At 56.7% G+C, this 21,415-nt stretch carries 15 protein-coding genes and 2 pseudogenes; 5 read left to right on the forward strand and 12 right to left on the reverse strand.

The window, feature by feature from the left end; genetic code table 11:
* Positions 1–430 precede the first annotated feature (430 nt).
* The 10 genes from ACNYC6_RS25290 to ACNYC6_RS25335 all read right to left on the reverse strand — a co-directional run bounded on the left by ACNYC6_RS25290 (position 431) and on the right by ACNYC6_RS25335 (position 10,514).
* Positions 431–1,135, reverse strand: coding sequence for a GntR family transcriptional regulator (locus ACNYC6_RS25290; protein WP_419709663.1), 705 nt, complete (start codon positions 1,133–1,135; stop codon positions 431–433).
* A gap of 318 nt (positions 1,136–1,453) precedes the next feature.
* Positions 1,454–2,482, reverse strand: a complete 1,029-nt coding sequence (locus ACNYC6_RS25295) for a proline racemase family protein (protein ID WP_419709664.1) — start codon at positions 2,480–2,482, stop codon at positions 1,454–1,456.
* Positions 2,483–2,492: 10 nt separating this feature from the next.
* Positions 2,493–3,974 (reverse strand): aldehyde dehydrogenase family protein, encoded by a 1,482-nt coding sequence (locus ACNYC6_RS25300; RefSeq protein ID WP_419709665.1) that lies wholly within the window; start codon positions 3,972–3,974, stop codon positions 2,493–2,495.
* Positions 3,971–5,251, reverse strand: coding sequence for an NAD(P)/FAD-dependent oxidoreductase (locus ACNYC6_RS25305; RefSeq protein WP_419709666.1), 1,281 nt, complete (start codon positions 5,249–5,251; stop codon positions 3,971–3,973). Before ACNYC6_RS25305 ends, ACNYC6_RS25300 begins: the two co-directional genes overlap by 4 nt.
* Positions 5,252–5,358: 107 nt before the next feature.
* Positions 5,359–6,234, reverse strand: coding sequence for a 4-hydroxy-tetrahydrodipicolinate synthase (gene dapA, locus ACNYC6_RS25310; protein ID WP_419709667.1), 876 nt, complete (start codon positions 6,232–6,234; stop codon positions 5,359–5,361).
* A 35-nt stretch (positions 6,235–6,269) separates the two neighbouring features.
* Positions 6,270–6,935: an amino acid ABC transporter permease gene (locus ACNYC6_RS25315; RefSeq protein ID WP_419709668.1), complete on the reverse strand. Its 666-nt coding sequence runs from the start codon at positions 6,933–6,935 to the stop codon at positions 6,270–6,272.
* 10 nt (positions 6,936–6,945) lie between these two features.
* Positions 6,946–7,617, reverse strand: a complete 672-nt coding sequence (locus tag ACNYC6_RS25320; protein ID WP_419709669.1) for an amino acid ABC transporter permease — start codon at positions 7,615–7,617, stop codon at positions 6,946–6,948.
* 10 nt (positions 7,618–7,627) lie between these two features.
* Positions 7,628–8,449, reverse strand: coding sequence for an amino acid ABC transporter ATP-binding protein (locus tag ACNYC6_RS25325; RefSeq protein ID WP_419709670.1), 822 nt, complete (start codon positions 8,447–8,449; stop codon positions 7,628–7,630).
* Between the two features lie 55 nt (positions 8,450–8,504).
* Positions 8,505–9,341 carry a transporter substrate-binding domain-containing protein gene (locus ACNYC6_RS25330; protein ID WP_419709671.1) on the reverse strand — a complete coding sequence of 279 codons (837 nt, stop codon included), beginning with the start codon at positions 9,339–9,341 and terminating at the stop codon, positions 8,505–8,507.
* 252 nt (positions 9,342–9,593) lie between these two features.
* Entirely contained in the window at positions 9,594–10,514 is a 921-nt protein-coding gene (locus tag ACNYC6_RS25335; protein ID WP_419709672.1) for a LysR family transcriptional regulator, read from the reverse strand.
* Positions 10,515–10,615: 101 nt separating this feature from the next.
* Between ACNYC6_RS25335 and ACNYC6_RS25340 the strand changes: the two genes are divergently transcribed.
* From ACNYC6_RS25340 to ACNYC6_RS25360, 5 genes and pseudogenes are all read left to right on the forward strand, one after another.
* The gene (locus ACNYC6_RS25340) at positions 10,616–11,962 is read left to right on the forward strand and encodes an aspartate aminotransferase family protein (RefSeq protein WP_419709673.1); all 1,347 of its coding nucleotides are present in this window, start codon (positions 10,616–10,618) and stop codon (positions 11,960–11,962) included.
* A 78-nt stretch (positions 11,963–12,040) separates the two neighbouring features.
* Positions 12,041–13,537, forward strand: a complete 1,497-nt coding sequence (locus tag ACNYC6_RS25345; protein ID WP_419709674.1) for a CoA-acylating methylmalonate-semialdehyde dehydrogenase — start codon at positions 12,041–12,043, stop codon at positions 13,535–13,537.
* Positions 13,538–13,823: 286 nt separating this feature from the next.
* Entirely contained in the window at positions 13,824–15,128 is a 1,305-nt protein-coding gene (locus ACNYC6_RS25350) for an aspartate aminotransferase family protein (protein WP_419709675.1), read from the forward strand.
* A 523-nt stretch (positions 15,129–15,651) separates the two neighbouring features.
* A pseudogene (locus tag ACNYC6_RS25355) lies at positions 15,652–16,584 on the forward strand (cache domain-containing protein); the annotation flags it as partial.
* Positions 16,585–16,845: 261 nt separating this feature from the next.
* A pseudogene (locus ACNYC6_RS25360) lies at positions 16,846–17,442 on the forward strand (methyl-accepting chemotaxis protein); the annotation flags it as partial.
* Positions 17,443–17,501: 59 nt separating this feature from the next.
* Here ACNYC6_RS25360 and ppsA read toward each other — a convergent pair.
* Together ppsA and gabP are read right to left on the reverse strand one after the other, a co-directional pair.
* Positions 17,502–19,901 (reverse strand): phosphoenolpyruvate synthase, encoded by a 2,400-nt coding sequence (gene ppsA, locus ACNYC6_RS25365; protein ID WP_419709676.1) that lies wholly within the window; start codon positions 19,899–19,901, stop codon positions 17,502–17,504.
* 41 nt (positions 19,902–19,942) lie between these two features.
* On the reverse strand, positions 19,943–21,355 hold the full coding sequence (gabP, locus tag ACNYC6_RS25370; protein ID WP_419709677.1) for a GABA permease: 1,413 nt from the start codon (positions 21,353–21,355) through the stop codon (positions 19,943–19,945).
* Positions 21,356–21,415: the final 60 nt, after the last annotated feature.

A 21,415-nucleotide genomic window follows, 5' to 3' on the forward strand; every position in this document is an offset into this window, starting at 1 on the left:
GCTCCGTGATAGGCCCTTCAATACGATTATTAATCAAATCCCTTACCCTGGCAGCCTAGTGCTAATAGTGCGCTCAATATTAATATGCGTATTTGCTAAAGATCGACGTTTTCATTCTCTTTGACTTACCCCTTGTTTGTCTGTCATAGCTCTCTTGAAATAATCAAATAGAATCTGATCGCACGGGAGGTGTAATTGGCAGGCGCAGGCTGTCCAGCGTCTAACGGTCGGCATTGAAATAAAGGATATGAGAGCACCGCTAGGAATGTGCGGTGTGTTAAACCTGGTATCTCGTACTTCTAAGGAGGGGAGAGGAGGGGGGAATATAGAGGCTATGCGTGATCAAGTCACATTGAGGTTAATCTGCGTGGCATACATTTATGCCGCAAAGCCGCGATGTTGAGCCACGCTGTAATAGTCACTCGTCTAATTAAGTCACGGAGATCTTAGCAGTCAGATTCAGCTGCATATAGTCCAAGAATCGACGCTGAAACAGAACGGTATGTTCATGAGCTGCCGCCTCAGCTGCATCGCCGTCGCGGGCTGCGATTGCTTGAATAATATCGTCGTGATCGCGACCCAGACGATTAGCGCTCGCTGAGCTTACGATATAGTCGAAGTGCAGATGCAGCAAACGTTGCCCTTCGCTAAGCAAACGCTCGTAATAGTTAATGAAGTACGGATTGCGTCCTGCCCGCGCAATGGCCATGTGGAAAGCTTTGTTAAGCTCGGACATGACCTGAAAGTCTCCACTGGTGACAGCGTTTAGATATGCAGCGTCCGCCTCGCGGATTGCTTCGAGATCTTCTGGGCGATGCTGAGTAGCTGCCAAGCGAGTGACGACTCGTTGCATCAGATCCAAGGCCGCGACGTAGTTGGGAAACTCTTCAATTTCAAAGGGCGTCACCAGCGTAGTGCGATTGGGCAGGATAACTACCAAGCCTTCAGTGATGAGCCGCGCCAGTGCGTCGCGAACAGGGGAGCGGGAAAGGCCAAACTGCGCCGCAAGGGATACTTCATCCAGTTGCACGCCAGGCTTGAGCTTAAGCGTCAAAATCTGCTTACGCAGTTCTTCGTAAATGTAGCGGCCGCCATGGCGACGAGGGCCGCCTTCAATTTCGTTATCAGTTGACATCATCAGGTCTCGGTTGGTCCGGCCAGTATCATACAGGCCAGTACTTTTTTATATCGTAATCGTTACCGACCACGTGTCCGTTAGACCGAGACTCCACGGTAGCTTCGCTGGATGTCATCTCCTGGTGTTTGAAGCCTCCAAGGCAAAGGAGGTGCATCAGCCAGTTTCCGATATCAACGATTACGCTTGCCCCATTTCCTTCCGGTGTAGCAGGTCACGGCAGTCGGCATTTTTTCTTTTGCATAGACGAACCTATAGTTAAATCTGTCTGAAGAAGGGGCCATGCTCGTTTAACTTCTGAGCACGGCCCGCCGAAGGTCACTGATTCAGACCTTCTCCCCAGGTATCGCTTAGCATGAAACCTGCGGCCAGTGGATCATCCGGATCCACTCCCAGCTGCTGTAGCCCATACAGCCATGCTCGACCGGTTACCCGCGGCAGCACGGCGGCTCGCCCGGCCACCTCGGTAGCCCCAAGTAACTCGACTTGGAATTGCCCGCCAATGGTCGAGCGCGACACCAAGCTGTCACCAGCCTGGACCAGACCACGTGCAGCCAAAGTAGCGAGATTGGCCGAACTGCCCGTACCGCAAGGCGAACGGTCCACACGCCCTGGGGGCAGGGTGGTGCATGTTTGATAGGTGTGCTCGTCTACCCGGTTGCGGAACATCACGTAGGCCACTTCGTTAACAGATGGCAGCAGCGGGTGCTGGATATTCAGCTGACGATTGATCACATCCTTGAGCGCCACACCGGCATCAGCCAGCGCCCGAGCGTTTTCTGGGGCGATGCTTAGTCCGGTCTGATCCACATCGATCAGCGCGTAGTAAACACCTCCAAAGGCCACATCGATCTTAATTGTACCGAAAACTTCAGTCTCGATAACCAGATCCAGGTGTTCGACAAATGCCGGCACCATGTCCAGCGATACGCTCAGGCAACGACCGTCAGCGCACTGGGCCCGGGCAGTGACCAGACCAGCCGGGGTGTCTAGCACCACGGTGGTTTCTGGTTCCTGCATCGGCACCATGCCAAGCTCAAGCAGAGCCGTCACGACGCAGATGCAATTACTACCTGACATGGGGTGCGCTTTGTCCGCCTGAAGCACGATGAAGCCAGCATGAGCTTCGGGGCGGGTAGGCGGCAGTAGCAAATTGACCGACATCTGCAGACAGCCGCGGGGCTCCAACGTCACCAAGCGACGAAGACTGTCGTCGACCTCGTTGATGTAGTTCATCTTGTCCAGCATGGTGGTGCCTGGAATGCCAATGACACCACCTGTGATGACTTTGCCGATCTCGCCTTCACAGTGCACTTCTGCCAGTTGCAGAGTCTGTTTCCAACGCATGGCGGCTACCTCACTTAATGTACCAGCCCCAAGGCTGATCGCTGTTATAGGTGGTGATTTGCTTGGTTTCGAGGTAGTTGTTCAGACCCCATTCACCCAGCTCACGACCGATACCGCTTTGCTTGTAACCGCCCCACGGGGCTTCGGTGAAGGTTGGTTGGGAGCAGTTGATCCAGACAATACCCGCTCGGAATTTACGGGCCACGCGCTCGCAACGCTTCAGGTCCTTGGACATGACCGCGGCACCCAGGCCGAAACGCGAATTGTTGGCTGATTTCACAGCTTCCTCTTCGGTATCGAATGGACGGATGCAGACTACGGGGCCGAAGATTTCTTCATTCCAGATCCAGCTGTCTTCTGGTACGTCAGCGAACACAGTCGGCTGCAGATAGAAACCTTTGTCCAGATGTGCCGGGCGCTCGCCACCCGATACCAGGCGCGCGCCTTCTTCCAGCCCGCGGGAAATGGCTCGCAGCGTTCCGTCGTATTGATTGCGGTTGACCAGTGGGCCGAGCAGCACACCTTCTTCCATGCCGTTGCCAATCTTGATCTTGCTTGCCTCTTCTGCCAGGCGAGCCAGTAATGGTTCGTACGCCGCACGCTCTACCAACACTCGCGATGTTGCAGAGCAGACTTCGCCTTTGTTCCAGAAAATCCCGAACATGATCCACTCGACGGCTGCTTCCAGGTCGCTGTCAGCGAAGATGACGAACGGCGACTTCCCACCCAATTCCAAGGTGACGTTCTTGATGTCCTGAGCGGCCGCTTGCATGATGCGGCTGCCTACCGGCACGCTGCCGGTGAAGGCCAGTTTGTCCACGCCAGGGTGTGCGGTTAGGGCTGCACCAACCGTGGTGCCTGGGCCAGTGACGATGTTCAACACACCAGCTGGCAAGCCGGCCTCATCGGCAATTCGTGCCAACTCAAGCGCGGTCAGCGATGTCTGCTCGGCAGGCTTAAGGATGATGCAGCAGCCTGCCGCCAAGGCCGGCGCGATTTTCCAGGAGGCCATCAGCATAGGAAAGTTCCAAGGCACGATGGCCCCGGCTACTCCGATTGGCTCCTTGCGTGCCAACGAGCTGAAGCGATCATCGGACAGCGTTACTGGTTTCTCGCGCTTTGCATCCAGCTCTTCGGCCATATTGGCGTAGAAATCGAAGCAACCAGCAGTGTCGCCGATGTCCCACATTGCTTCCGGGAATGGCTTGCCGTTATCGCGTACTTCAATGGTCGCCAGCTCTTCTTGACGTGCACGAATGCCGTCGGCGATCTTGCGCAAGTAGGCACCACGCTCGGCTCCGCTCATGCGCGGCCAAGGGCCCTCATCGAAGGCTACGCGGGCTGCTTTTACGGCGATATCGATGTCTTCGGCGGAGCCGGATGCTACGGTGGCGATCAAGCTTTCATCACTTGGATCGTACGATGGAAAACTACCGCCGTTGACTGGGGTGACCCACTGGCCATTGATATAGAACTGGTCGTAGCGGTTCATGCGTTTCCTCCAAGGACGGCAAAGCGTCGGGCACTGAATGCAGAGAGATTTTGAGTAGGGGTGCGTTGAGCAGCGAGGTCACTTACCAGGCGACCAGTGGTGGCGCCAAGGGTGAGACCAAGCTGGCCATGGCCGAATGCTAGGATGGCGTTCTTCAGTCGTGGCGAGCGGTCGATTACTGGTTTGGTGTCTGGCAGGAACGGGCGATAACCGACGCCAAATTCCATGCCCTGGGTGTTCAGTTGAGGCAGGACGCGGCGGGCCTTTTCCATGATGATTTCGGCTCGCTTGAAATTCGGTTCGGAATTGGGCGCGGCGAACTCGATGGTGCCTCCGATCTGCAGACCGCGGGTCATCGGTGAGAAGCAAAAGCCACCGTCTGCATAGATCACTGAGTGGCGGATCTCAACGCCTGGCTGCGGGAGTACCGCCTGGTAACCAGCAATGCCGGCGAGCGGAATGTTCACGCCGAGCGTGTCGAAGAAGGATCTGGCGCCGGTGCCAGCTGCGACTACCAGCAGACTGGCGGGTATCCGGCTGCCATCGTCCAGCGTCACACCAGTAGCTTGATCGTGGTTCTCGTTGATCTTCACCACCAGTTGGCGCAGACGCACACCGCCTTGGGCAATGAAGCTTTCAGTGAGGGCGGCGATGAAGCCTTCGGTGTCGTTCACCGCGCGCCAGTCAGGGAACAGTAGGCCATGCTGGAATTTTCCGGCTAGGGCCGGCTCCAGATCGCCAATTGCGGCACCATTCAACTCCTCGGAGCGGAAACCGAGTTGTTTGCGTAATTCCAGATGCGGCCGCTCGTGGACCAGGCCTGCAGAGGAGTCGAATACCTCCAGGATTGGCCGATCGCCGAGCAGGGTTTTATCCGGGCAGGCGTCGAGGAGTGGAGCATAGTCTTCATACACATGCTGGGTCAGGCGGGCCATGTCCTTGGCGATCTCATTGATCTTCGAAGGGCGTGCACAGGCGAGGAAGCGCATGAACCACGGCAGGATCCCTGGCAGCGCGCTAGGGCGCAGTGCCAAGGGGCCTTTTTGATCGAGTAACCAGCCAGGGATCTTCATTAGAATGCCGGGCTTGGAAAGAGGGATTACTTCGCTTACTGCCATCTGGCCGCAGCTCCACTTGGCGGTACTGTCACCAGGCGCGGCTGGGTCGATGAGGGTGACCCGGTGGCCGTCGCGCTGCAGGTACAGCGCGCAGCAAACGCCGACGATACCGCCGCCGATGACTACAGCCTGTTGCGATGACGCTTGCGGGTTGTTCATGGGTGCAATGCTCAATAAATAGGTAGACGGGGTGAGGAGCAGGCGTGGGAGGGCAGACTCATGCGTCCTGGCCCTCCCACTACAAGGTACTCCGAAGAGCTACCGTGTTAGGCCTGCGAAGCTTCGAATACCTTACGGAATTCGGTTTTTTCTTCCTCGGTCAGTGGCAGCAACGGTGCACGGGCATTGCCGACCTTGAAGCCGGCCAGTTCAGTGCCGTACTTGACCTTCTGCACGAACTTGCCGCTCTCCAGGTTGGCCATGGCCGGGAACAAGCTGCGCATGATTTCCTGGGCGCCGCGAATGTCGCCTTTAGTGAAGGCGTTGTGGAAGGCTACGACCTTCTCCGGGAAAATGTTTGCCGGGCCGCAGATCCAGCTGTCAGCGCCCCACAGGTAGAAGTCCAGGGCCTGGTCGTCGGAGCCGCAGGACAACTGAATGCCCTTGTATTTCTCACCGATTTCGATGGCTCGCAACAGGTTGCCGCTGCTTTCCTTGATTCCGATGACGCGTGGGTGCTGGTGCAGCGCGGCGATCACGTCCATGCCGACTTCAACGTTGGTGCGAATCGGGTAGTTGTAGAGCACTACGTTGATCTCTGGGAATGCTTCGAGAATCGTGTTGTAGTGGGCCAGCAGCTCTTCCTGAGACGGCAGTGCGTAGTAAGGTGGAGCGATCAGCAGGTTGGTGTAGCCTGCGTCGACGGTCTGCTTGATCTGCTCCAACACTTCGCGGGTGCAAGAACCATTAGCGCCTGCGATCAAGGTGCCGCGGTCGCCGACCACTTCTTTAACGGTGGCCAGGATTTGACGGCGCTCTTCGTTAGTCAGAGCGTAGTACTCACCAGTCGAGCCCAGTGGAACAAAACCTTTGACGCCGGCGGCCAGTTGATGTTCCAGGATCGAGGCCAAGGTGTCGTGATCGACTTTGCCAGCGGCGTCAAATGGGGTGACCAGGGCAGGCAGAATACCGTTCAGTTTCATGTTGAAGTCTCCGGGGTGGTTTCAGATCAGTTATGTCAGTAGGCGTAGCGGCGCAGCAGGCGCCCTTCGACCACACCGACCAATCGGGTCAGCGGGAAGGCTACGAGGAAGTAGATGACCGCTACCGCCGAGAGGAACTCGACAGGGCGGGCGGTGCTGTTGGAAATGTTTTGTCCGACGAACATCAAGTCCGCGACTCCGACCGAGGAAATCAGCGCGCTTTCTTTGAACAAACTGACTATGTTCGACAGTAGTGGTGGCACCGCGCGCAGCAGGGCTTGGGGGAAGATCACATAGAGCACCTTGACCTTAGAGGTCAGGCCCAAAGCAGTGCAGGCGTCATGCTGTTCGCTGGCGATAGATTTGAGCGCGCCGCGGAAAGTCTCGCTAGTGATCGCACCCATGAAGAGGGTCAGTGAGATCAGCACCGAGACGTACGGCGGGATGTCCAAGCCAAACACCACTGGAAAGCAGAAGAACACCCAGAACAACTGAATCAGCAGTGGCGTACCGCGAAAGAACTCCACGTACAAGGTCAGCGGCAGGCGCACCAATGGGGTTTTGATCTGGCGCAACATGCTGACCAGAAAACCCAGCAGGCTACCCAACAAAGCGCAGACGCCTGTGAATGCGAGAGTCAGGGCCAGGCCTTTAAGTAAAACTGGCCAGTAATGCAGAACAACTGAGAAATCGAGTGGCATGACTATCTCCTCACCGCTGGCCGGCCATTTCCTGGCGCCGTTCAAACCACTGCACCAACTGCGCGATCGGCAGCGACATGGCGAAGTAGATCAAGGCGATCAGGGTGTAAGTTTCCAATGGGCGGTAAGCCTCAGTGGCCAAGCTCTTGCCCACGTACATCAGGTCGGCAACGGCGACGATTGCAACCAGTGCGCTCTGTTGTAGGGTGCCGATGCCGTTGGTAATCAGTACCGGAAGGGCGCTACGTAGGGCCTGCGGTAAGATCACGTAAAAGGTCCGCTGCCATGGCTTAAGACCTAGCGCGACGCAGGCATCCAGATGCTCGCGGGGCACTGCCTGAACACCTGCGCGATACGCTTCAGCGTTGAACGCGGTGAGGTTAAGGCCCAGTGCCAAGAAACCCATGGCAACAGGGTCGATGAACACGTCGAAAAGCATCGGCACGCAGTAAAAAAACCAGACGATTTGTAAGAGCGCCGGGGTGCAGCGGAAGAACTCGATGAACAGCTGCGCTGGCCAGCGAATGAAGAACCAACGGTTCAACGTCATAAGGCACAGGAAGAAACCAAGGACCAGCCCGATCAGGTTGGACACGAGGGCCAACTGAAGTGTGACCTTGAGCCCGTCTAGCAGCGCCGGAAAGGTGCCGCTTAGAAAGTGAAAATCAAATTGATAGTTCATTGTCTCGCCCTCAATCCAGGTGCAGGACCTTTTCCAGGAACTCGCGGGTGCGTGGTTCGCGTGGGCTGGTGAAGAGCTGATCGGGATGGCCTTGTTCGACCACTTTGCCGTTGGCGCAGAACACCACGCGGGTGGCGATGTTGCGAGCGAAGTGCATGTCATGGGTGACGATGATCATCGCCATCTTCTGCTCGGCCAGTTGCATCATCACGTTCTGCACCTCAATGACCATTTCTGGGTCGAGGGCGGAGGTCACTTCATCGAACAGCATCAGTTTCGGTTCGAGCATCAAGGCGCGGGCGATTGCAACGCGTTGCTTCTGTCCGCCAGATAGTTGGCTAGGGTATGCGTGCAGTTTGCTTTCAAGGCCTAGTCGGGCCAGGTAGGCACGGGCCTTCTCGGTTGCCTCAGCCTTGCTCAGACCATGAACTTTGACCGGGGCGAGGATCAGGTTGCCCAGCACTGACAGGTGCGGGAACAAGGTGTAATGCTGGAACACCATGCCGATCTGCTTGTGCAAGGTTTCGTCCAGCGGTTTGCCCTGTTTGCGACTTCCGTCGATGTAGGGCTTGCCCTGAAAGTGGATCGTTCCACCCTGAATACTCTCAAGTCCCATCAATACCCGCAGCAGCGAGCTTTTGCCGCTGCCGGATGGACCGATGATCACCAGGCGGTCGTCGGCGCGCATGTCCAGATTCATCTGGTCCATCACCACCAGTTGCTCACCGTAGGCCTTTCGCACGTCGCGCAGTTGGATGAAATCCCCGCTGTTAGCGGAATCCGGGGTAAGCGAAGCCTGTGACTGGGCTGCTACCAAATAAGGAGTTTTCATGACAGTCGTCTCCGCGAGGGTTCTCTGAGTAGAAGCCCCCGCATGTCAGCGGGAGTTACTGGGCTTTGTTGCCCGCAATGATCTCGGCGGAAGCTTTGTCCACCAACTTGTCGATCTCACCCGCCTCACGGCGTTGAGTCAGGTACGCATCTAGTTGCGCGAGATCTTCAGATGGTGTTTCGCGTGGAAGGGCAAAGGACACACCTTGTTTGGCTAGCGCTGGAACCGGGAGTACTTCCTTAGTCCATTCGTTGGCTAGTGCGAAAAGGTGGTTGGTGTCGTTAGCGTCAGCGAGCACATCAGCGCGACGCGACATCAAGGCCATACGAGTTTCATCGGAGCCGGGCAAGCGCATGAGGGTGGCGTTCTTGATGGTGCCCGAGACAGCTTTATCGGCAGCTGTGCCGGAGATCACGGCGATGGTCACGCCTGGTTTGTCATAGTCGGCGAGGTTGTTGCCGGCGCCATTGAATTTCGGGTTCTTCTGATTGGTCAGCAAAGAAATCTGATAGTCGGTAGCCGGCACCGAAAATGCTACGGCCTTGGCTCTTTCCGGCGTCTGATTCAACGCCATGGCCATATCCCATTTCCCGCTCTGCAGGCCAGCTACTTGGTTATCCCAGCTGGTGTCGACGAACTGGGCTTTTACCTTGAGTACGTTTTCAGCGAAGTCGCGGCAGAGATCAACGAAGAAACCACTGTATTTCCCGGTTGATGGGTCGCGCATCACGTAGGGCGCGGCGACGGCCGCGCCGCAGCGTAGTACGCCGGCTTGCTGAACGCTTTGCCAGGTTTGTGTTTCCGCTTGAGCGCTGGGCTGTATGAGAAGTGCGATAGCTGCCGCGAGGCCGGCGACGCCACTACAGGCGTTGCGGGATAGTAAACGAGCCATTTTGAATCTCTCCGTAATTTGTTGTTGTAGACAGAAGAGCTAGCAAAAGAAGAGGTATGTTGTTTTTGTGAGTGCCGCCTTGTGTGCAGCAATGTATTCAGGCTATTGCCAACCTGCCGGTTCTGTCAACACGCATGCAGATTTTTTTTACGAACGGATGTCCGCCTCCCCTTCTGTGCGATGAGTGGCACAGTCGGAGAGAGGCGCTGGGTAGGAAGTCAGAGAGGAGGAGAGGGAACGAGCTGGGGAGATCTAATTTACTGAGTTATTGAGCTGTAGTTCGTTGATGAAGCGCTCAAGAATCAAATTCTGTCGACGCCCTTTGCGGGTAGCGATGGCTAGCTTGGAGTCGAAAAACAATCTGTCAGGATCGAGCGGTGCCATTAGCCCCTTCTCCACCCAGGTTGCGGCGTAGTGATCGGGTAGGAAGCCAATGTAGCTGCCAGTGAGGATCAAGAATGCGATGCCTTCTCGGTCGGTTGCGGTGGCTGCAACGTTCAACATTTGGTGTAGGCCAATCGCTTCGGCAGTCATCCTGTAGGAAGGCACTACGGCATCGGCACGCAGGAGATCTTCATCACTGAGGTGATCTGCACTGGAAAAAAGGGGGTGCTCATGACTGCAATAAAGGTTTGATCGCTCTTCGTACAGAAGGCTGTAGTCCAGACCAGACAAGGGGGTGATCAGTGGTACAGCCCCTACGTGCAGTCGACCGTCCAGTAGTCCGCGCTCGATTTCGCCAGGAGTACTCATGCTGAGGTTGATGCGTACCCCGGTGCCTTCCGCCCGCACTGCCTTGAGCGCATGGGTGATACGCATTTTCGGTTGCGTCACCAAGTTGTTGACGATGGCGACGTTGAGGTCTCCGCGTAGGTTCTGGTGCATCTGGTTGACCTCGCTGCGAAACCCCTCAATGGCCGCTAGGACGGTTTCACTCGCTCGTAAGACCTCTCTTCCTTCATCCGTCAACGCGAATCCCGCGCGCCCACGCTGGCACAAACGCATGCCAAGGCGTTTCTCCAGATCACCCATGTGCAAACTGATAGCGGATCGAGTGATGCCAAGAACACTCTCTGCCGCAGAAAAGCTCCCGCATTCGGCGACGGTCTTGAACACGCGCAACAGCCTCAGATCGAAATCACTTACTTGATGGAGGGGGGCTTTTTTTGTCATTGGTGAGTTTTCCGATAACTGAATTCAAGAAAATATAGATTTATCGTACATGACGTTCCAGCACAAGCTACGCAACATCCAACGTGCTCAGGATCAGTGTCATGAACCAGGCCTTGCAAACAAAAATCTCCTTGGCCACTGGCCTCAAATTGGACTCCCACTGGATGCCGTTCTCATCGAACCGCAATTTCCAGAAAGATCCACGGTTCATTGTCGGAGCCCACGGTAATCACCTGGTCGATGAGTACGGCCGCGAAGTTTTCGACGGCCTTTCTGGTTTGTGGACCTGCGGCGCAGGCCATTCGCGCAAGGAAATCGCCGATGCCGTGGCCAAGCAATTGGTCACTCTGGACTATGCGCCAGCCTTTCAGTATGGCCACCCGCTGTCCTTCAAACTGTCGGAAAAGATTGCCAGCCTAGCGCCAGGCAACCTCAATCACGTGTTCTTCACAGGCTCCGGCTCTGAAAGCGCTGACACCTCCATCAAGATGGCGCGTGCCTACTGGCGCCTGAAGGGTCAACCGCAGAAAACCAAGCTGATCGGTCGAGCCCGCGGTTACCACGGCGTGAACGTTGCGGGCACCGCATTGGGGGGGATCGGCGGCAATCGCAAAATGTTCGGCCAGTTGATGGACGTCGACCACCTGCCGCATACCTTGCAGCCAGAACTGGCCTTTACCAAAGGCGCTGCTGAGACCGGTGGGGTGGCACTGGCTAACGAGCTATTGAAACTCATTGAGCTGCACGACGCTTCGAACATCGCCGCGGTCATTATCGAGCCGATGTCCGGGTCGGCTGGCGTCATCGTTCCGCCGCAGGGCTATTTGCAACGCCTGCGTGAAATCTGCGATCAGCACAACATTCTGCTGATCTTTGATGAGGTCATTACCGCCTTTGGGCGAATGGGCACCATGACGGGTGCCGAGTACTTCGGCGTTACGCCGGATCTGATGAATGTAGCCAAACAGATTACAAACGGCGCCATTCCTATGGGGGCTGTGATTGCCACGAGCGAAATCTATGACACCTTCATGTATCAGGCGTCTCCTGATCACGCTGTTGAGTTCACTCATGGCTATACCTATTCCGCCCACCCGGTAGCCTGCGCCGCCGGTCTCGCAACATTGGAGCTGCTGGAAAAGGAGAATTTGATTCAGCAGTCTGCGGATCTGGCGCCGCATCTTGAGAAGGCCATTCACGGCCTCAAGGGCGCGAAGCACGTCGTCGACATCCGCAATTGCGGGCTTGCAGGTGCGTTGCAAATTGCTCCGCGCGACGGCGATGCGATTATCCGCCCCTTCGAAGCGGGTATGGCTCTGTGGAAAGCAGGTTTCTACGTGCGGTTCGGCGGCGACACCCTGCAGTTCGGGCCCACCTTCAATACCAAACCCCAGGAACTGGATCGTATGTTCGATGCAGTCGGCGAAGCCCTGCAAGGAATCAGCTGATCAGCATGCCCCCGTGCGACGAGGGCAGCTCCTTCATTTATTGGATAGACAGCTTGTAACCAAGCTAGAGGAAAGAAAATGGCAACTATCAAGCATTTGATCAATGGCGAGCACTTCGCTGACGATGGCCGCACCACTGACGTATTTAACCCAGCCACTGGCCAGGTAACCAATAAGTTGGGCCTGGCGAGCCGCGCCACTGTGCAAAAAGCCATCGACGCTGCTAAAGCCGCGTTCCCTGCATGGCGCAATACTCCGCCGGCCAAGCGTGCGCAGGTGATGTTCCGCTTCAAGCAGTTGCTGGAAGCGAATGAGCAGCGTATTGCCCAGCTGATCAGCGAAGAGCACGGCAAGACCATCGAGGACGCCGTGGGCGAACTCAAGCGTGGCATCGAGAACGTTGAGTTTGCGTCTGCTGCTCCCGAGATCCTCAAGGGTGAATACAGCCGTAATGTCGGCCCGAACATCGATGCCTGGAGTGATCTTCAGCCGATTGGCGTCGTGGCCGGCATCACCCCTTTCAACTTCCCCGCGATGGTGCCGCTGTGGATGTATCCGTTGGCCATTGCCTGCGGTAACTGCTTCATCCTCAAGCCGTCCGAGCGCGACCCAAGCTCGACGTTGCTGATCGCCGAGTTGCTGCACGAGGCCGGCCTGCCAAAGGGCGTGCTGAACGTCGTGCATGGCGACAAGGAAGCAGTGGATGCACTGATCGAGGCACCTGAGGTCAAGGCTTTGAGCTTCGTCGGTTCTACGCCGATCGCCGAATACATCTATGCCGAAGGCACTAAACGTGGCAAGCGCGTCCAGGCTCTGGGTGGCGCGAAAAACCACGCCGTGCTGATGCCGGATGCTGATCTGGACAATGCCGTCAGCGCGCTGATGGGTGCCGCCTACGGCTCGTGCGGCGAGCGTTGCATGGCGATTTCCGTTGCTGTCTGTGTAGGTGATCAGGTTGCCGATGCATTGGTCGCCAAGCTGGAACCGCAAATCAAGGCCCTGAAGATCGGTGCCGGTACCACCTGCGGCCTGGACATGGGCCCGCTAGTGACTGCCGCGGCACGCGACAAGGTGCTGGGTTACATCGATGACGGCGTGGCTGCTGGTGCCACGGTGGTGGTCGATGGCCGTGGCTTCAAAGTCGCGGGTAACGAAGATGGCTACTTTGTCGGCGGTACCTTGTTCGACCGCGTCACCCCAGAGATGCGCATCTACAAGGAAGAGATCTTTGGCCCGGTGCTGTGCGTCGTGCGCGTGAACAGCTTGGAAGAAGCGATCCAACTGATCAACGATCATGAGTATGGCAACGGCACCTGCATCTTCACCCGTGATGGTGAGTCGGCCCGTCTGTTCTGTGACGAGATCGAAGTAGGCATGGTTGGTGTCAACGTGCCGCTGCCAGTACCGGTGAGCTACCACAGCTTCGGCGGCTGGAAGCGTTCTCTGTTCGGTGACCTGCACGCCTACGGTCCTGACGGCGTGCGTTTCTACACTCGCAAGAAAGCCATCACTCAGCGCTGGCCGCAACGCAAAAGCCACGAAGCCGCGCAGTTCGCTTTCCCTAGCAACAGCTAAGGCAGGCACCTTGTTCGAATGTCTGCGTCATCAACTGTTCTGACGGACAACTGAGGTGGCGCGGACGTTCGCACTCAAAAGCGTTTGGCCCCCAATGTGGCGGGAGAGGGTGCGCGCGGTGGCGATTGCCCTGGCTGGGTGCGCACCGCCATGACTGAGTAGTTCATCGCTCAGTACGGCGAGGCTTTTTGGCCATCCAAGTGCCTCGAATGCTCCTGCAATTAATCGGGAGCCTGCAACAGTACTTTTCTTTTGAGTTTATTTTTTGAAGAGGTCGATGATTAACATGCCGATTACCAATCAATCTGTGAAGGATCTTGATCGCGAGTTTGTTTTCCACTCGTGGTCGATTCAAGGAGCACTCAACCCTTTAGTTATCGCAGGTGGGAAGGGCTCAACGGTATGGGACTATGAAGGCAATCGATACCTGGATTTCTCCAGTCAGCTCGTTAATACCAACCTTGGTCATCAGCATCCCGCAGTCATTGCGGCGATTCAGGAGCAAGCGGCCACTCTGACCACCGTTGCACCATCGACTGCAAACCTTATGCGAGGCGAGGCCGCCAAGCGCATCATCGAACAGGCACCTGAAGGCTTTAAGAAAGTCTTCTTCACGAACGGTGGTGCCGATGCCAATGAAAACGCGATCCGTATGGCGCGACTCTTCACCGGGCGGGATAAGGTGTTGTCATCCTACCGCTCCTATCACGGCAATACCGGTTCCGCGATTGTTGCCACGGGTGACCCACGTCGCGTGCCGAATGAGTACGCACGTGGTCACGTTCACTTCTTCACGCCTTATCTCTATCGCAGCGAGTTCAACGCGCAGACTGAGGTCGAAGAGACAGAACGTGCACTCCGGCATCTTCGCCGTGTGATCGAGAGCGAAGGATCGAGTTCAATCGCAGCAATCCTTCTCGAAAGTCTGCCTGGCACGGCCGGTATTCTGATGCCATCCGCTTCCTATATGCAGGGTGTTCGCGAACTAGCGAGCGAATTCGGCATATTGCTCATCCTGGACGAAGTAATGTCCGGTTTTGGCAGGACGGGCAAATGGTTCGCCCTGGAGCATTATGGGGTTGTGCCTGATCTCATCACGTTCGCCAAGGGTGTGAACTCGGGGTATGTCCCGGTTGGCGGCGTAGTGATTTCAGAGCAGTTGTGCAATTATTTTGAAACGCGCTACTTCCCTGGAGGCCTGACCTACTCTGGGCACCCGCTTGCCATGGCCTCGATTGTCGCCGCGATTGACACGATGCGTAAGGAAGGGGTTGTAGAAAACGCTTTGGACATCGGAACCAATTGCTTAGGGCCGCGTCTGCGTGACCTGCAGCAACGTCATGCATCGATCGGTGAGGTGCGCGGTGCTGGTGTGTTCTGGGCTCTGGAGTTTGTTAGCGATAAAGAAAGTCGCGCACCGCTGGCTGCACAAACGATGCAGGTGCTCAAAGCAAAGTTGATGGAGCGTGGCCTGTTGCCGTTTGTAGTCGAGAACCGCATTCATGTGGTTCCTCCATGCATCATCAGTGCTGAAGAAGTTGAAGCGGGTATTGCCATTCTGGATGAAGTAATCGGTTCGGTGCTTGGCTAATCCGTTTACCCCGCGCTGGCCGAAACGCACCGGCCATGAAGCTGCGCAATTCGCCTTCCCGAGCAATAGCTAAGGCAGGCACCTTGTTCGAGTGACAGTGTCATCACTGGTCAGACTGGGATTTGAGATGGCGCTGTTGCTTGCACCCGTAGTGTTTCTACGGTTTACCCGCTAGCCATTCTGGTCAGCGGGCTCCTCACCAGGAACCCTTCGTCTAAAGCTCTGGCTTGAGACCTGGCCGCTACCACACTGGCGGCCTTTTTTTTGCGCTGGTTTTAGCGATTCAAGCCTGCTTCTTAGAGAGCCAGGGCTTGCATCCATTGGGTAACAGCATCGTTCCGCAACAATAAAAACACTGAGAACATCGATGAATATCAAGCAAAAGTTGACTTGGGCCTTCGCCTTGATTGCTAGCTTGCCCGTTATCCTGGTGGCTATTCTGGTCATCCTCAATCTACGTGACAAAGCCAGAGAAAATTTCCTGGACAGTAGCAGTCGGGAAATCCATCAGGTCGGTAATGCGATGAGTATCTTTTTCCAGGGGATTACTCAGAACGTCGACTTTTTGGCGACGCAATCCGAGGTAACTGGTACCGGCAACAACCTGAACAAGTATCAGGAAACCCATACCCAAAGTGTGCCGTTGGGAGATCACGATCGGCGTGTGACCGAGTTGTTCGATCGTCTGGGCAAGAGCCACCCCCATTACGCCTACATCTCCTACGGCGTCAGCGATGGGGGCCATGTCACCTGGCCTGCAGGGCAGGTACTGTCCAATTACGACCCACGCGAACGGCCTTGGTATGAGCAGGCAATGGCCAATCCCGGAAAGACCCAGCGCACCGCCCCGTATTACTGGGCCGGCGACGACACGGTGCTGGTCAGCACCGTGCGAACGGTGGCCAACCAGCTCGGCAAAACGGGGGGAGTGGTCAATATTGATGTTTCGCTCCAAGGCCTCACAGAGATCGTCAAGCAGATCAAGCTCGGGGAAAGTGGTTATTTGATTCTGATGGAAAACAACGGAAACGTGATGGTCGATCCGCGCGATGCCAGCCACAACTTCAAGCAGTTGGAGAGTTTCGGCCCGGGCTATGCGGAACTGTCCAGAGCCGGTAAAGGGTTGGTTGAGGTGTCTATCAACGGCGAACGCTACATGGCCAATGTCTATCCTGACGCACAACTGGGTTGGACGTTCATCGGCCTGATCCAGCAGGGGGAAGTGATGCAGACCACTAACCGACTAACCTGGCTGATTGGCGCGTTAGCGCTCATTCTGGCCATCGTGTTTGCAGTGGTCGGCGTCAGCTCTGCCAAAGTCATCGTGCGCCCGATCAACAGTGTCACCAACGGCTTAGAAGATATCGCCCAAGGTGAAGGAGACCTGACCCGCGATCTGGAAGTACGTGGGCGTGACGAAACCGCGCATTTGGCTAGTTGGTTTAATCAGTTCCTCGATACGATTCGCAGCCTGATCCAGCAGATTGGCATGGCCGCTGGCAAAATTCTTAGTGCCTCGACCAGCTCGATTCGTGTGTCGGGCGATATGGCGCAAGCGGCGAGCCGTCAGCGCGAAGCCGTAGACATGGTATCCACCGCATTCCATGAAATGGTCACCACTGCCAACGAAGTGGCTCGTTCCTGCGGGCTGGCTGCCCAATCGGCCGACAACGGTCAGCAGCAGGCTCATGAGGGCCAGCAGCAGATCGATGGGGCTGTGCAGAGTGTCGGCCTGCTTCGTCAGGAGATCGAGCAATCGGCGCTGTCGATCCAGCAACTGGAGCGTGACAGCAACTCCATCCAATCGATTCTCGGTACCATCCGCTCGATTGCCGAGCAGACCAACCTGCTTGCTCTGAACGCTGCCATTGAAGCTGCGCGGGCTGGCGACCAAGGTCGAGGGTTTGCCGTGGTTGCCGACGAAGTCCGTGCCCTGGCCAAGCGTACCGCCGACTCCACCTCAGAAATTGACGGTTTGCTGGGAAACCTGGCCGGCCGCACGGCCCAAGTGGCCGAGCAGATGCACGCTAGCTTGGAAGTCTCGGTGCAATCGGTCAGCCGTATCGGCATGGCGCGGGAAAGCTTTGGGCAGATCCGCGAGTCGGTAGACATCATTCGCGATATGAACACCCAGATCGCAACGGCTGCCGAACAGCAACATCAAGTGGCCGAGGAAATCCAGCATCACATGAGCCAGATTCATGGGGATGCGCAGTTGGTTGCTGAATTAGCTCAGTCTGCGCGTGTGGATTCTGAAGGCCTGGCGAGTCTGTCTGGTGAGCTGGATTCGTTGGTCCGACGTTTCCGGACTTAAGGCTGAGTTGGCAGTCCCTGCTCAACGTTGTGATGAGCCGGGACTTCTGCGGATGAGTGTTAAACCAACTCTAGAAGGGTGGACGCAACCTTTCGCTGGCCAGTAGCCAAGAAAAGCCAGGTCTCGATGACCGAGTCCGGATTGAGGGAGACGCTGTCTATGCCTTGTTCCATCAGCCACTTGGCCAGGTCCGGGTGGTCCGAAGGGCCCTGGCCGCAGATGCCGATGTACTTGCCAGCCTTGTTGCAGGCGGCAATGGCGTTGGCCAGCAGCTTCTTGACCGCCGGGTTACGCTCGTCGAACAGGTGCGCAATGATCCCGGAGTCACGGTCCAGGCCCAGGGTGAGCTGGGTCAGGTCGTTGGAGCCGATGGAGAAACCGTCGAAGAATTCGAGGAACTCTTCAGCCAGGATCGCGTTGGACGGCAGTTCGCACATCATGATGATGCGCAGGCCGTTCTCACCACGTGCCAGGCCATTTTCTGCCAGCAGATCGATGACCTGGCTCGCTTCGCCAAGGGTACGGACGAACGGCACCATGATTTCGACGTTGGTCAGGCCCATCTCGTTGCGCACACGCTTGAGGGCGCGGCACTCGAGTTCGAAGCAGTCACGGAACGATTCGCTGATGTAACGCGAGGCGCCACGGAAGCCCAGCATCGGGTTTTCTTCTTCCGGCTCGTAGAGCTTGCCGCCGATGAGGTTCGCGTATTCGTTGGACTTGAAGTCCGACAAACGCACGATGACTTTTTTCGGCGTGAACGCTGCGGCCAGGGTGCTGATGCCTTCCACCAGTTTATCGACGTAGAAGTCGACCGGATCAGCGTAACCGGCAATGCGCTTGTCGACGCTGTCCTTGATGTCCTGCGGCAGACCGTCGTAATTCAACAGCGCTTTGGGGTGCACGCCGATCATGCGGTTGATGATGAATTCCAGGCGGGCCAGGCCCACACCGGCGTTCGGCAGTTGCGCGAAGTCGAAGGCGCGGTCCGGGTTGCCGACGTTCATCATGATCTTGAACGGCAGATCCGGCATGGCGTCCACGGAGTTCTTCTTGATGTCGAAGCCCAGTTCGCCTTCGAAGATGAAACCGGTGTCGCCTTCAGCGCAGGAAACGGTCACGCCCTGGCCGTCTTTGAGCAGCTGGGTGGCGTTGCCGCAACCGACCACGGCCGGAATGCCCAGCTCGCGAGCGATGATCGCCGCGTGGCAGGTGCGACCGCCACGGTTGGTGACGATGGCGCTGGCGCGCTTCATGACCGGTTCCCAGTCCGGGTCGGTCATGTCGGAGACCAGTACGTCGCCTGGCTGGACCTTGTCCATCTCGGACACGTCCTTGATGATGCGCACCTTGCCGGCGCCGATGCGCTGGCCAATGGCACGACCTTCCACCAGCACGGTGCCGGTTTCCTTCAACAGGTAACGTTCCATTACGTTGGCCTGGGTGCGGCTCTTCACGGTTTCCGGACGAGCCTGCACGATGTACAGCTTGCCGTCGTCACCGTCCTTGGCCCATTCGATGTCCATCGGGCACTGGTAGTGCTTCTCGATGATCATCGCCTGCTTGGCCAGCTCGCTGACTTCGGCGTCGGTCAGGCAGAAACGCGCACGTTCGGCCTTGTCGACGTCGACGGTCTTGACCGAACGACCGGCCTTGGCCTCGTCGCCGTAGATCATCTTGATGGCCTTGCAGCCCAGGTTGCGGCGCAGAATCGCCGGGCGACCGGCGGCCAGCGTGCCTTTGTGGACGTAGAATTCATCCGGGTTCACCGCGCCCTGTACGACGGTTTCACCCAGGCCGTAGGCGCCGGTGATGAACACCACGTCACGGAAGCCCGACTCGGTGTCGAGGGTGAACATCACGCCGGCGGTGCCGGTTTCGGAGCGGACCATGCGCTGTACGCCGGCCGACAGGGCTACCAACTTGTGGTCGAAGCCCTGGTGCACGCGGTAGGAAATCGCGCGATCGTTGAAAAGGGAGGCGAACACCTCTTTGGCGGCGCGAATGACGTTTTCGACACCACGGATGTTCAGGAAGGTTTCCTGCTGACCGGCAAAGGACGCATCGGGTAAGTCTTCGGCGGTAGCGGAAGAACGCACGGCCACGGCTACGTCAGGGTTACCGGCAGACAGCGCGGCGAACGCAGTGCGGATTTCGGCATTCAGTTTTTCCGGGAACTCGGCTTCCATGATCCATTGACGGATCTGGGCACCGGTCTTGGCCAAAGCATTCACGTCGTCGACGTCCAGGGCATCCAGGGCGTCATGAATCTGCTGGTTCAGGCCGCTCAGTTCCAGGAAATCACGATACGCCTGAGCGGTCGTGGCGAAGCCACCGGGTACCGATACACCGGCACCCGCAAGATTGCTGATCATCTCGCCCAGGGATGCGTTCTTGCCCCCCACAAACTCCACGTCATGAGCGCCAAGGCTTTCAAAAGGAACTACATACTCAACCACTTTAAACTCTCCGATAAACGTTGCAGGGCACTTGCGAAGCATCAGGTGTTCGACACTGTCTCAGGCAGTGCTGCCCCTTGCTCTGGATGTCTTACGGCAAGATGAGAGGCTCTTCTTGAATTCATCAAACCAAGGCAAATAATCATCACTGCTAGCAGCCCGGTTGCTGTGATTTCGGAGCGATAAGCGGGGATAAAGAACATGCCGATCAACGCGCCGCTGATGAACAGGATCACTGCCCACGTCAGCCACGGAAACAGCCACATCCGAAAATGTAATGGTTCACCGGCAGCCAACAGTTTCTTGCGCAAGCACAGCTGAGAAACGGCGATGACCAGGTAAACGAGGAGTGCGACAGCGCCTGATGTTGCGAGGAGAAAAGCAAACACACTCTGTGGGGCAAAGTAATTGACGAAAGTTGCCAAGACGCCCAGCACAGTGGTCGATGCCACCGCGGCCAGCGGGACCTTCGCCACGCTGGTGCGCTTGAGGAATCTTGGTGCATCTCCCCGCTGGGCCAGTGAATAGAGCATGCGCGATCCGGTGTAGACCTGAGAGTTCATACAGCTGGCAACCGCCACCAGAACAACGATATCCATTAAGAGTTTGGCATTGGGGATTTGCATGATCTCCAAGGCGCGCTGGAACGAACCCACTTGGGGCAAGCGAGGGTCGTCCCATGGAACAATGGAAAGAATCATCAGAATGGACAGTAGGTAGAAGATGCAGATGCGCCACACCACGGAGTTCGTGGCGCGGGTGATTTGCTGAGCAGGATTTTTCGATTCTGCTGCTGCGATGGTGACTACCTCCGCGCCGATGAAACTAAACATCGTCGTTAGCATCGCGCCAATGATGGCCTCCAGACCGTTGGGCGCAAAACCACCATGTTGGGAGATTAGCTGTTCAAGCCCACTCACTTCTCTGTCGGGAAGTAGACCAAAGAGTGCTGCGGCGCAAAGTGCGATGAACGCGATGATGGCAATAATTTTCAGCAGTCCGAACCAGAACTCGAACTCGCCATAACGGGCGACACCGAAAAAATTGGAGCAGGTCAGCAGCAAAATAACTGTCGGGGCAATGATCCATGTGTCTACTTGAGGTATCCAGGCATTTAGTATGTTCGCGGCGGCTATCGCTTCCAGCGGAATTGCCAGTACCCAGAACCACCAATAGAGCCAGCCAATACTGAAGCCCGCCCAGCGGCCGATCGCCCGATCCGCATAAGTTGAAAATGATCCAGTATCAGGTGAAGCGACGGCCATCTCTCCCAGCATTCGCATGACAAGGACTACCAACGCGCCTGTAAAGATGTATGCGAGAAGCACTGCAGGACCTGCTTTGGCAATTGCATGGGCCGAAAAAACGAACAGGCCGGCGCCGATCACACCGGCTATGGACAACATGGTGACGTGACGTTGCTTCAAGCCAGACGCCAGTGATGTATTAGACATGGATAGACTCATTAATTGTTTTTGGAGCGTTCTAATCCGTCGATGAGAAGAATTCGCGCG

The sequence above is a fragment of the Pseudomonas sp. NFX224 genome, assembly GCF_048565165.1.
Classification (GTDB): Bacteria; Pseudomonadota; Gammaproteobacteria; order Pseudomonadales; family Pseudomonadaceae; genus Aquipseudomonas.